This is a genomic window from Algoriphagus alkaliphilus, from assembly GCF_900103735.1.
Classification (GTDB): domain Bacteria; phylum Bacteroidota; class Bacteroidia; order Cytophagales; family Cyclobacteriaceae; genus Algoriphagus; species Algoriphagus alkaliphilus.
This window is the reverse complement of the sequence record NZ_FMXE01000003.1, coordinates 16,188-28,918: the sequence shown is the minus strand read 5'-3', so window position 1 is coordinate 28,918 and position 12,731 is coordinate 16,188. Positions and strand designations below refer to the sequence as shown.

The 12,731-nt window shown below is 39.2% G+C and carries 14 protein-coding genes; 12 read left to right on the top strand and 2 right to left on the bottom strand.

What is annotated here, in order from left to right:
- Positions 1-83 precede the first annotated feature (83 nt).
- From BLQ81_RS01670 to BLQ81_RS01655, 4 genes are all read left to right on the top strand, one after another.
- Positions 84-899: an alpha/beta fold hydrolase gene (locus BLQ81_RS01670; protein WP_092728225.1), complete on the top strand. Its 816-nt coding sequence runs from the start codon at positions 84-86 to the stop codon at positions 897-899.
- A gap of 6 nt (positions 900-905) precedes the next feature.
- Entirely contained in the window at positions 906-1,631 is a 726-nt protein-coding gene (locus BLQ81_RS01665; protein ID WP_092728224.1) for a LuxR C-terminal-related transcriptional regulator, read from the top strand.
- Positions 1,632-1,900: 269 nt separating this feature from the next.
- The gene (locus BLQ81_RS01660) at positions 1,901-2,926 is read left to right on the top strand and encodes a hypothetical protein (RefSeq protein WP_092728223.1); all 1,026 of its coding nucleotides are present in this window, start codon (positions 1,901-1,903) and stop codon (positions 2,924-2,926) included.
- Positions 2,927-2,964: 38 nt separating this feature from the next.
- Entirely contained in the window at positions 2,965-4,074 is a 1,110-nt protein-coding gene (locus tag BLQ81_RS01655; RefSeq protein ID WP_092728222.1) for a formylglycine-generating enzyme family protein, read from the top strand.
- A 298-nt stretch (positions 4,075-4,372) separates the two neighbouring features.
- Here BLQ81_RS01655 and BLQ81_RS01650 read toward each other — a convergent pair whose 3' ends face one another.
- Positions 4,373-4,963, bottom strand: a complete 591-nt coding sequence (locus BLQ81_RS01650; protein WP_092728221.1) for a riboflavin synthase — start codon at positions 4,961-4,963, stop codon at positions 4,373-4,375.
- Positions 4,964-5,070: 107 nt separating this feature from the next.
- On the opposite strand from BLQ81_RS01650, the gene BLQ81_RS01645 reads away from it, so the two are divergent.
- From BLQ81_RS01645 to BLQ81_RS01615, 7 genes are all read left to right on the top strand, one after another.
- Positions 5,071-5,727: a protein-L-isoaspartate(D-aspartate) O-methyltransferase gene (locus BLQ81_RS01645; protein WP_092728220.1), complete on the top strand. Its 657-nt coding sequence runs from the start codon at positions 5,071-5,073 to the stop codon at positions 5,725-5,727.
- A gap of 134 nt (positions 5,728-5,861) precedes the next feature.
- A complete protein-coding gene (locus BLQ81_RS01640) occupies positions 5,862-6,386 on the top strand; it encodes an acyl-CoA thioesterase (RefSeq protein WP_092728219.1) in 525 nt (174 codons plus the stop codon).
- Positions 6,387-6,518: 132 nt separating this feature from the next.
- Entirely contained in the window at positions 6,519-7,052 is a 534-nt protein-coding gene (locus tag BLQ81_RS01635) for a hypothetical protein (RefSeq protein ID WP_092728218.1), read from the top strand.
- On the top strand, positions 7,052-7,363 hold the full coding sequence (locus tag BLQ81_RS01630) for a DUF3817 domain-containing protein (RefSeq protein WP_092728217.1): 312 nt from the start codon (positions 7,052-7,054) through the stop codon (positions 7,361-7,363). The genes BLQ81_RS01635 and BLQ81_RS01630 overlap by 1 nt, the downstream gene beginning before the upstream one ends.
- A gap of 3 nt (positions 7,364-7,366) precedes the next feature.
- Positions 7,367-8,386, top strand: coding sequence for a hypothetical protein (locus BLQ81_RS01625; RefSeq protein ID WP_092728216.1), 1,020 nt, complete (start codon positions 7,367-7,369; stop codon positions 8,384-8,386).
- Positions 8,387-8,471: 85 nt separating this feature from the next.
- Positions 8,472-9,353, top strand: coding sequence for a CorA family divalent cation transporter (locus BLQ81_RS01620; protein WP_092728215.1), 882 nt, complete (start codon positions 8,472-8,474; stop codon positions 9,351-9,353).
- Between the two features lie 343 nt (positions 9,354-9,696).
- Positions 9,697-10,128: a response regulator gene (locus tag BLQ81_RS01615; RefSeq protein WP_092728214.1), complete on the top strand. Its 432-nt coding sequence runs from the start codon at positions 9,697-9,699 to the stop codon at positions 10,126-10,128.
- A gap of 101 nt (positions 10,129-10,229) precedes the next feature.
- On the opposite strand, the gene rfbA is transcribed toward BLQ81_RS01615, so the two are convergent.
- Positions 10,230-11,090, bottom strand: a complete 861-nt coding sequence (gene rfbA / locus BLQ81_RS01610) for a glucose-1-phosphate thymidylyltransferase RfbA (protein WP_092728389.1) — start codon at positions 11,088-11,090, stop codon at positions 10,230-10,232.
- A gap of 129 nt (positions 11,091-11,219) precedes the next feature.
- Between rfbA and BLQ81_RS01605 the strand changes: the two genes are divergently transcribed.
- A complete protein-coding gene (locus tag BLQ81_RS01605; protein ID WP_245693128.1) occupies positions 11,220-12,683 on the top strand; it encodes a glycoside hydrolase family 32 protein in 1,464 nt (487 codons plus the stop codon).
- Positions 12,684-12,731: the final 48 nt, after the last annotated feature.

Genomic DNA, 12,731 nt, shown 5'->3' with positions numbered 1-12,731 from the left:
TTCTATCCAACCCCACTCACAGAGTAACTGATAATCCAATATTTGAATATTAAATTTCACATTTGATACCTTTTTAAATTACAATGAAAGAAAACACCCTATCTGTTTTGGGACATTCAATTTCATATCTTGAAGTCAATCCTGAAAAAAAATCGACTGTTCTTTTTATTCATGGAAATTCAATGTCTAAGAAGCTTTTTCGAAATCAGTTGAATAGCGAGCGATTCAACAACTACAGATTGGTTTTCTTTGATTTAGTCGGTTTCGGAGGGTCTTCCAGATCTGATCAACCCACGAAGGAATATAACGTTCCATTTTACGCTGAATTAATTAGGAGTGTAATTCAAGCATTGAGTCTTGAAGACATATACTTAGTTGGTCACTCGTTAGGAGGACATATTGCAATTGAATTCGCAGGTAAGTATGTCAACGAAATAAAAGGTTTTATAGCAGTTAGTACGCCTCCTCTTGGAATACCAGCGGATATTCCAGCTGCATTTCAACCCAATCCAGTAGCTAATTTATTGTTTCAAGCGAAGCTCAGTAAGGAAGAAGTAATCGATTTATCAAATAATGTAGCTGGTACTATTCATCATAATGAGGTTGTTGACTCAGTTGAATCGGCTGATCCGCTTGCCCGTCAAAAAATTGGGGAGTCCATAATTAATCAAAATTATATGGATGAAATAGGGGTACTGAATGCAATTAAACTACCCTATGCACTAGTTATTGGGGAAGATGATAAACTTTGTAATCCCGGATATTTTTCAAAATACCCCTTCAAAAATCAATGGAGAGGTGAGGTGAATATTATTGAGCATAGCTCACACAATCCATTTTTAGATCGACCGGAAGAAATCAATAGATTAATTCTTGATTTTATAACAGATAATAATTGATTTATTATGAATTCTAATTTATTGGAATTTTTTAAAAAGGTTAAAGAGAAGGTTAATCATGTTGATTATTCGGCGGAGGATATTCAAAAATTTCAAACAATTCCGATTCTGAATACGCAATGTTTTTATATATACGATTTTCCAAGAAATCAAATTGTTTATTGCAGAAATGCAAACGTATTAGGATTTAATGATGATGAGTTTTCCATAGAACATGCTAGCAATTTTCATCCTGATGATAAAATTTTAGTAAATACAGTGACTCAATCAGCCATTATACACGCCATTGAAGATGATATGATGGATCACAATTGTTGCCTTGAACTGACTTTTCGGTTAAAAAGAAAGGATGGTACCTATGCACAAGTTTTAAAACAAACCACAATCTATCATTTAGATGATAACCATAGAATGTCGACGAATGTGACTATTCTTAGTGATATCAGTTTTATTCAAACCCCTGGATATGTGAATTGGTCATTTAAATTGAACAATTTAAACAGTGATCACTTCGAAAAAAAAATCTGCGGCGACATAAAAAAAATTTTTTCAAATACGGAATTAAAGCTAATACCTTACTTTATAAAAGGAGAATCTAGCACAAAAATAGCCGATCATTTTTTCATTAGTAAACTTACTGTTGACACGCACAGAAGAAATATAAAAAGTAAATCTGGATGTAAAAACATGTATGATTTACTAACTTTTTCTAGCCGAAATAAGTTGATTTAGACCAATTTTATTTTTTAATTAAACAATATTTGTGAGTCTGAATATTGTCAATTGCCAACCTTGATTAGGGCTTCTTGGAAAACTCCTTCGGAATTGTGTTAATTGAAAACTAAATGTTTGCGGGATAAATATGCACCATCAGTTCCAAATATACTTAATTAGAACTAGCTTAAAACCGAACTTTATTTCTAAAATTTTTGAATCTCAGCTTTACTTTTCTTACATTGAAGTACATTTTTGTGTGTATAACATTCTGAACCAAGCCCATTATGACGATTTCTTCTACGATTCAGGCGCAGTTTTTCCAAAGTTTTAAGTCAGCCATTCCATCTTATGCTTCCTTGGTGGATGAAGTAGCCGAAACGCTTGATGTCAGCATGGATAGTGCTTACCGGAGAATTCGTGGTGAAAAGCTACTCGATTTCGAAGAATTGAGAATTCTTTGTCAACGGTTTAATATTTCCTTGGATAAGTTTTTTAGTTTGAATTCTGACTCCATCATGTTTCAAGGCAAAACCAATTCCTATAAGGAAGATAGTTTTATGGAGTGGATGGAGGATGTTCTTGCCCAACTCAATCTCGTCAACAGCTTTAGTCATAAGCACGTTTATTTTTTGGTGAAGGACATGCCTCCTTTTCATCATTACTATCATCCCGCTTTGGCAGGGTTCAAATTCTTTTTTTGGATGAAATCAATCCTCCTTTTTGAAAACCTCAAAAGTGTTAAATTTTCAATTGAGGACAACCATTTTGAAAAATATCGTGAGATCACCCAAAAAACAATCAAAATCTATAACCGGGTACCAACTTCAGAAATCTGGAATGAAGAGGGGCTAAATACCACCTTACGGCAGATTGAAGTGTATCATGAAATGGGATTGATCAAACATACTGAAGACACAATTTTCCTTTATAATTGTGTATTGGAAGTGATTGATCATTTGGAAAAAATGGCAGAAACTGGTAAAAAATCGATTTTGGGCCAGTCTCCAACTGTTGACAGTGCCGAATACAAAATGTATTTAAATGAAATTGTCCTCGGTGACAATACTTTTATGGCTGAATTGGGAGACACAAAAATCACCTATCTCAACCACAGCGTCATGTATTTTATCGGGTCCATGGATCCGAAATTCAATGACTCAATGTTTAGAAATCTGGAAAATCTGATGAAAAGATCCACCCTGATCAGTGGCACAGGTGAAAAAGAACGAAAACAGTTTTTCAATAAACTTCGAAAAAAAGTGGAGAGCAAAATTTCCAAAATTGATATTAAGATCGATACCGGCCCTTAGACTTGGTTACAAAAAACTTTTTCAATTACCTTGGTAAAATGAAAACACCCGCATTTCATTTGCTGCCAATTTCTGCGCTTGTTTTAGTATTACCTGCTTTTTCCTGCGATTCTCCAAAAAAAAACACAGCGGAAAATGCTCTGGCACCCGCTCCAGTTATTTTTTCAGATCCACAACCTACTCAAAAAGAACCGGATATGGTTTGGATTCCTGGCGGGAAGTTTACCATGGGAACCAACGATGCAGACGCTTATCCAGCAGAAAAACCGGCGGTACAAGTTGAAGTGCAGGGATTTTGGATGGATGCTTACGAAGTGACTAATGCTGACTATTCAAAATTTGTAGAAGCTACTGGGTACCTCACATTGGCGGAACGCAAACCGGAATGGGAAGAACTTAAAAAGCAGCTACCTCCCGGCACCCCAAAGCCAGAAGAATCCATTTTGGTAGCTGGATCCATGGTTTTCACTCCTCCCCCCTATGCCGTACCGACTAATGACATTTCCCTATGGTGGCAATGGGTAAACGGAGCGAGTTGGAAGCATCCCGAAGGTCCTGAGAGTTCCATCATAGGGAAAGAAAATCATCCGGTGGTACACATTGCCTTCGAAGATGCAGAGGCCTATGCCAAGTGGATTGGAAAAAGACTGCCCACTGAATTTGAGTGGGAATTTGCTGCAAGAGGCGGGGTAAATGGAAAGCGATTTGCCTGGGGTGATGAACTTACACCAAATGGTCAATATTTGGCAAATACCTTTCAGGGAGTTTTCCCGCATAAAAATGATGGCTTAGATGGATTTATGGGTTCAGCTCCAGTTGGTTCATTTTCTCCCAATTCATTTGGTCTTTATGATATGATCGGCAATGTATGGGAGTTAACCTCCGATTGGTATGATTTTCTAAAATATGCACGGCTTGCCGGACAGGCACCCAAATTGGATGCGGGAATGAATCCTTGCTATAATCCGGACAATCCCTTTGCTATGGAAAGAGTAATGAAGGGAGGCTCATTTCTTTGTGCTGCCAACTATTGTGTAAATTATCGGCCTTCTGCAAGACAGGGTACAGCCTATGATTCCGGCACTTCCAATGTAGGTTTTCGCCTTGTAAAAGATCCTGCGAATAAAACATTGGGATCAAACCAATAAATCTTTTTGTAGTTTTTTAAGAGGTGTGATTTTCAAAAAACCAATTCATTTTAGCACTATGAAAATTAAAAAATTCATCATTCTAATGATTGTTCTTGCCACGGTAAATCCATGCATGGCACAGCTTTCCCCGTGATTTTCTCTTCTTTATCCTGATGAAAAGGAAAAGGTATTCAAGCATCATGCCCTTCAGCCATATCTGTATCTTTTGGAAAAACAATATCCTAAATAAGGTGCTAGCTTATTAATCAATAGATTATCAACAAGATAAAAAAGCACTGTAAATCAGACACCTATCTTAGGTGTATCCTTTGATCATACGAGCGATATATTTCCCCACAATGTCAAATTCAAGATTGACCAAATCCCCAACTTGTAGCTGATGAAAACTGGTATGCTCATAGGTGTAAGGTATGATCGCTACAGAAAATTTTCCGGATCCGGAATTAAAGCAAGTCAGGCTGGTTCCGTTAATGGTGATTGATCCTTTCTCGACTGTAACGTTTCCGGTGGTTTGATCAAATTCAAAATCAAAAACCCAAGACCCGTCTTGATCAACTATGCTTTTGACGATTCCCGTTTGATCTACGTGACCTTGGACGATATGCCCATCAAATCGACCGCTTGCTGGCATGCACCGCTCTAGGTTAACCTTCTTCCCTACTCTCCAGCCGGACAAGTTGGTTTTACTGATCGTCTCATCAATTGCGGTAACCCGATAGGTATCTGGACTTACATTGACTACTGTCAAACATACCCCATCATGGGCTAGTGATTGGTCGATTTTGAGTTCTTGACTGATAGGCGAACTGAGGTCAAAATGAAAATTGCTCCCTTCTTGGGTGATTTTTTCTATTGTACCAAAAGACTCGATTATGCCTGTAAACATGATTGAAAATTAAACTTCGAAAGATCAAAAGGATAAGCAATAAATGCCATCCGAGGTTCAAAGTAAGGCAAATATTCATTTATCTTCGAAAACCCAAACCACCCATCATGCTAAAACTTGAAGATACTTACCTTCACAAAGGAAAACGTCGTGCACTTGTAGCCGAGCTTCGTACTAAGGGTATCAAAAGCGAGCGGGTTTTGGACGCTATTAATAATCTGCCTCGTCACTTTTTCTTTGATTCGGCCCTGATTTCTCATGCATATGAAGACAAGGCCTTTCCAATCGGTGAAGGCCAAACAATTTCCCAGCCCTATACAGTCGCTTTTCAAACTGAGCTTTTGGATGTCAAACAGGGTGATAAAATTTTAGAAATCGGCACAGGATCAGGGTATCAAGGAACAATTCTGCATCTTTTAGGCGCTGAAGTTTACACCATAGAATATCAGAAGAAGCTTTTTGAGGGAACTCAGCAATTTCTCAAACGTCTGGGCATCGATCTTCATTTATTCTATGGAGACGGTACTGCCGGACTGCCACAGCATGCACCATATGATAAAATCATTGTCACTGCCGGTGCGCCCGTTATCCCCGAAGCATTGATCCAACAATTGAAAGTGGGTGGGATTTTAGTCATTCCGGTAGGCGATCGAAAAAGACAAGCCATGGTGAAAATCACCAAAAAATCCGCGAAAGAAGTCATACGCGAGGAATTCGACGGATTTGCATTTGTTCCACTCTTGGGAAAAGAAGGATGGAAATAGTGGGTAGAGATTTCACTGAAAATTTATCAACGATTTCCAATTCCCACACCAGCGATACAGTATAAAATTCTGAAATACGATTTTTGATTTAGGGAGACAAAATTTTATTTCTATTTTTGCTTAAATCCTATTTTATGACAAAGCAAAAGACTGCAAAGGAATCTATGGTCATCATGACCGAAATGGTCCTTCCTAACGATACCAATACACTGAACAACCTCATGGGCGGCAGACTGATGCACTGGATGGATGTAGTGGCAGCCATCGCCGCTCAAAAACATTCCAACCGTATCGTAGTAACTGCTTCAGCAGATAGCATTTCATTTAAACAACCCATCAATCTTGGGAATGTGGTAACCCTAAGGTCTCAAGTGACTCGGGCTTTCAATTCATCCATGGAGGTTTTTATTGAGGTGACAGCAGAGGATATCCCTGCCAGAAAAAAAATCATGACCCACCGTGCGTTTTTCACCTTTGTGGCAGTAGATCAAAATGGGAGACCTATTGAGGTACCCGAAGTTCTGCCGGAATCGGATGAGGAAAAAGACCTTTTTGACGGTGCGCTGAGAAGAAGGCAACTTCGTCTGGTTTTAGCTAAGCGGATGAAGCCTGAGGATGCCGTTGAATTGAGATCCATATTCAATTTGGATGTGAAATAAAAAATGTGAGGAAAAAAAGGTAATTGGTATTGTTCGTTAATTCTGACTTGATGAGATTAACTTTCCTGGAACCTCTTTTTATTAATCCGTTCTATACTTTGCCAATCGGCATTTTTTACCCAAATTCCTCCCATGGTAAATGACACTATCGCAGAACTCCAGTCACTGATTACAGAAGATCTCTATTTGATTCCAGAGGATCAAGAAGCAATTTTGGCACAATTAGAAGGAAGAACAGTAGCTGCTAAAGAAGTAGAATCGTCTGAATCGATTATTGAACCCATTCAGGTAAAAGGAAATTTTTCAAAAGGGGTATTGATATTGCACGAGGAAAGCGAGCTTTCTACTGAAGTATTGGGAATGCTGGTCAATATGATCAATGCAGTCGGTCATTCTATGACGGAAGTCGGTATGGTATCTTCAGAAGTATTGGAAGATCGCAGCATGGAAGATTTCCTGTCTTTGAATGCGCATATTGTTTTAAAATTTGGCCGAATCAAACACCCTATCAATGCCGTCCCGGCACACTCCTATGAAGTTTATTCTGAGAATGAAACAGAATATCTTTTTGCGGACTCGCTGAGTAGTATCTCTGAAGACAAAGCACTCAAAAAGAAGCTTTGGACGGCACTTCAAGCCCTTTTCAATCTCACTCCAAGAAGATAATGAACACCGAACAAACCAAATGGGCGAAACGATTTAAATGGATCAGCCTAATCGAAGGAATTTCTTTTTTAATACTACTATTCATCGCTATGCCCTTAAAGTATATGTTTGATGAGCCTATGGCAGTCACTTATGTAGGATGGATTCATGGACTTTTGTTTGTGATTTACATCTATGTTGTATTTCCTACCGCTACCAGCTTAAAATGGGAATTTGGCAGAACCTTCTTTGCGCTTATTGCCTCAGTCCTCCCCTTCGGCCCTTTCATTTTTGATCGTAACCTGAAAAAAAGTCAGAAGGTAGAACTCTAAGCGATGGCTTTGATCAGCAGAAAAAAGCAGATTTATCAAATCAGCACCGGACTAAGGCGCTACTTGGTGAAGTATGCCCGCGAGGTGGACATTCCTATCCATTACCATGAGCTGTTGCGGTACACCAATTCCATTGCGCTGTATGATTCCAAAGATCAGGATACGCTTTGGGAAACAGTTTTTTATGATCAGAGTGACCGGGAAGAGATTCACTTGAATGTCAAAAAAATCTATGCTTTGCTGAAAGCCGGAGGCGACATGAGCGTAATGAATCACCTTTATGTAGATCGAATAGACCTATGTATCTATGGCAATACCCAACCTTTCCGGGTACGGATTGTAAACCGGATCAACGATAATTTTGACTACTTCTACATCAAAAATGCCGATGCCTCCCGGGTTTATGGACTTGAATTGGAGGATTTACTTTCCCCCAATCGCATCAGCTACCTAGTACATCGAGACACGCTGATCGAGGAGCATATTGCGGGGATTCCCGGGGATAAATTCATGCGTCAGCTTAACGATGATCCTAACCTCAATCCCATTCGGTTAGCCAAGGAGTTTGTTAAATTCAATGAGCGCTGCTTTGTGCGGCTTTTGGGAGACATGCACAGCTCCAATTTTGTAGTGGATGTCACCCCTGACTTTGAGGAAACCCATTATCGGATTCGTGCGATTGATTTTGACCAACAGTCCTATGAAGGCAAAAAATCCATTTACCTGCCTCAATATTTTAAAGAAAATAACATCCTCATCGAACTTGGGATGAAATACATCACTCCCGAATCAATGCGGCAGTATCAACGCGAGGAGCGCGCACTAATTGCGACAAGATTCAAGTCCTCTCACAAAGAAATCGAAGACGTGCTTCGGGCCATGGAACATGATCATATCGCTCCTTTCTTTAATGTGGAGCAGTTGCGCGAAGAACTTTCAAAGCATTACAAAAACCCGGATTTTCTGGAGTGTAAAAATATGGCAGAAATACTTCGCCTAAGTTTAGAACAGATCATGAGGTAACAATTACAATTCTATAATCAGGTTGATTTTTTACTTAATTTAAAAAAGGTATAACTCAAAACTTAATCCCAGAAATCTAATCCTTATGAGCCGATTTATCAAAAATTACAGCAGCTTTGAATGGTTAGACCTTCAAAAACCTAAGAAAAACGAACTGATTGAAGTTACCGAACCTTTTCATCTTGAACTAAAGCTGCTTGAAGATTCACTTCAGACAGGCCATTTGCCTAAAATTGAAAAACAGGATGGGACTACCTTTGTCATCATCAGAGCTTATTCTGTAGAACCCAGCCATAATTACGCCACAGTCACCAAGCTAACCAATAAGATCGCATTTGTGATGAATGAAAGACGATTGATCACCATTCACCAAAAGCCGTTTGGATTTCTTGAAAATCTCTATGAGGATGAATTTCAGGATCCGGAACAATTGATGCTCGCTATTTTTCAACAAATGTTACTCACATTTCAAGCTCCTTTGGATTGGTTAAGTGATAAAATGGATGATTATGAAAAAGAAATATTCTTGGGTAAGCATGGGAAAATTTCTGTTCAGGCACTTTATTATCAGAAATCAAAAGCGCGAATCAGTAAAAAAATCCTGCAACTGACTCAGGTTGTATTAAATCAAATTCAAGTCAAAGAAGCCCATTATTCTGCTTTGCAGGATCTAAAAGAAACCTGTATCAATCTTATTCTTCATTTTGATGAGGTAATTGAAGATGGTACTTCAATTTTAAATACACACCTCAACCTCACTACCCAAAAAAGTAATGAGGTAATGAAGCTTTTGACTGTCTTTTCGGCTTTTTTCCTACCCCTGACTTTTATAGTAGGTGTTTATGGAATGAACTTTGACAATATGCCAGAACTACAATGGGCAAATGGCTATTATTTGACTTGGATTGTAATGATTGGGATTTCTTTGGTGATTTTCCTTTGGTTCAAGAGGAAAAAGATTATGTGATTTTTAAGGCAAAGTGTTTTTAAATTACAGTCAAAACATCTAGAGTCAACTTTTTAACTATATCTTTTTATAAAGATGTTTTTAATACTATCAATGCAAAATCAAATTAAAATTAAATGAAATTATCTTTGTCCTATTATTTATTAATATGTGTATTCGGTTAGCTGCACGTACCCAAATAAAGGTAGAATTAAGTTCCAATTGAATGTGCTGTGGACTGTTGACAGTTGTCTGTGGACGTGTATCCGCATACAAAATACCCCAAATCTAGTCCACGTGCATCAGTGCGGATACACATATTTATTAATTTTGATATATAATTTTTGAAGACTTGGAGAAGAAAATGAGTTCATTTAAAATAAAGGAAGTTTACTTGGTTGATGATGATGCTATTGTGAGAATGGTGGCCAGTAAAATTCTAAGAAATATTGATTTTGATAGGACCATTTCAATTTTTGAAAATGGCCAAAAGGCCATGGATGAGATTTGCGAAAAAGTCTCAAATAACGAATTCGAGGACACTGGTGAGCAGATTTTACTGCTTTTGGATATAAATATGCCAGTTATGGATGCTTGGGAGTTTTTAGATGAATTCACTAAGCTAGACCCTAAAATCAAAAAATTATTTTTAATATCAATTATTACCAGCTCGATAGATTCAAATGATCGTATCAAAGCATTTTCCTATCCAGAAGTATTAGATTACATCACCAAACCTCTTTCTGGTAAACATATCATCGACTTTTTGAAAAAACATAAACTCTACGAGGATTGAAAAGTAAGAACAGAGAAAACTTTTACTGATGGAATTTCCCCTCATAAAATCGTACAAAAGCCCGAGAAAATTCTCAGGCTTTTGTACGATTATGAACAAAGCTATTTTACTAAGCGCCTCAAATAACCTCCATACCCGCTTTTGCCTAATTTATCGGCTGCTTTGAGCAATTCCTCGTTGCCAATAAATCCATTACGGTAGGCAATCTCTTCGATGCAGCCGATTTTCAAGCCTTGTCGCTCTTCAATCACTTCCACAAACTGCGCCGCCTGAAGCAGGGATTGGTGCGTTCCTGTATCCAACCAGGCCGTTCCCCTGTTAAGAATGGCGACTTGGAGTTTGCCCATCTTCAGGTACACATTGTTGATGTCAGTGATCTCAAGTTCACCGCGTGGGCTTGGTTTTATATTTTTTGCAATTTCAACGACTTGATTATCATAAAAATAAAGTCCAGGAACAGCGAAATTTGACTTTGGATCAGCAGGTTTTTCTTCAATTGAAATCGCCTTTTGATTTTCATCAAATTCGACCACGCCATAGCGCTCCGGATCATTTACATGGTAGGCAAACACAACCCCTCCATCTGGATCGGTGTTTTCCTGAAGCGTATTGTGAAGACCTGAACCGTAGAAAATATTATCCCCCAATACCAGAGCAACTTTATCACTTCCGATAAATTTTTCTCCGATAATAAAAGCCTGTGCTAGTCCATCCGGACTCGGCTGAATCGCATATTCAAAACGGCAACCTACCTGCGAACCATCCCCCAACAACCTCTGGAATGAGTCGGAATCTTCCGGAGTCGTGATGATCAATATCTCACGAATCCCGGCCATCATCAATACAGAAAGCGGATAATAAATCATGGGCTTATCGTAGACCGGCATCAGCTGTTTGCTCACGGCAATGGTCAATGGATAAAGTCGGGTACCGGATCCTCCGGCCAGAATAATTCCTTTCATTTTTTTAAAAAAAAGTTCGGACAAAACTAAGTCATATAAGTTGAATTTGGCACTAAATTGTGATCCAATAGCCCATCCTATTTACTAAAATTAAAAAATATGCCGATTCGGTCGATTTCAAACCTCACATTGTCACTACTGTTAATCCTTATTTTCTCCTGCCAATCCAATTCAGAGGTGAACTTCACTCCTTCTCAATTAGAAGAATTTCGGCCTGAATACCACTTTACTCCTGCCAAAGGATGGATGAATGATCCCAACGGTATGTTTTTTCTGGATGGTGAATATCATCTGTTTTACCAATATTACCCAGATAGCACCGTATGGGGGCCAATGCATTGGGGGCATGCGATATCTACTGACCTAGTCAATTGGGAGGAATTGCCGATTGCGATCTACCCTGATAGTTTGGGATATATTTTTTCAGGAAGTGCAGTCTATGATCAGGGAAACACTTCCGGATTAGGTACAACGGACAATCCGCCGATAGTTGCCATTTACACCTATCATAATATGGAGGGAGAAAGATCCGGAGCAAGCGATTATCAAAGTCAGGGCATAGCATTTTCGACGGATAAAGGCAGAACTTGGGTCAAATATGAGGGTAATCCGGTCTTACCAAATCAGGGGATTCGGGATTTTAGAGATCCCAAAGTGTCTGAAATAGCACAAGCAGACGGAACTAAGCAATGGGTGATGACCTTGGCCGCGCAGGATCGGATTCAATTTTTTGCTTCAACAGACCTGAAAAACTGGGGTTTGCTGAGTGAATTTGGACAGGGGATCGGAGCACATGGCGGCGTATGGGAATGTCCCGATTTGATCCCTTTCACCGCGCCAAACGGAGACCAAAAATGGGTCCTGCTTGTCAGCATTAATCCCGGAGGACCCCAAAAAGGCTCCGCAACACAATATTTCATCGGAAGCTTTGAAAATGGAACATTCACACCTGACGACACGATGATCCGGTGGCTGGATTACGGACCGGATAACTACGCAGGTGTAACCTGGTCAAATCTTCCCAAATCGGACCCAAGAACACTTTTCATCGGCTGGATGAGCAATTGGCTGTATGCTCAGGTAGTTCCTACGCAATCCTGGAGATCAGCCATGACCATTGCCAGGGAGCTAAGCCTGATTGACATAAACGGGGTCTTACTTTTGAAATCTGCCCCTGTTAAGGAATTGGAAAAGCTTCGGGGAGAAAAAATCGATGTGGATTTGAGCAGTGGATTGCCCTCACAGGCAGTGGAAATTGTTGCAACACTTGATGGGAGTGACAGTTTTTCATTAACTCTTACCAATGAACTTGGAGAAAGTCTCGGCATCAACAAAGAAATGGGATTGGTTTCTATTGACAGGTCTAAGGCAGGAAGGAGTACTTTTCATCCTGACTTTGCTGCAATGCATTCTGCCCCGATGAGCTGGAAAGCAAAGGACCTGAGGATATTTCTGGATGCAAGTTCTGTTGAAGTTTTTGTAAACAACGGCGAACTAGTTTTGACTTCTCTCCTTTTCCAAAGCTCGCCTTGGAAAAAATTAAGCTTCAATCAGGGAATCGAAAAGGGATCAATTTTTAATCTGAAAAAATAGATGAACTACACTTTGAAATAACACTTATTTATCTGTTACATTTGAAGG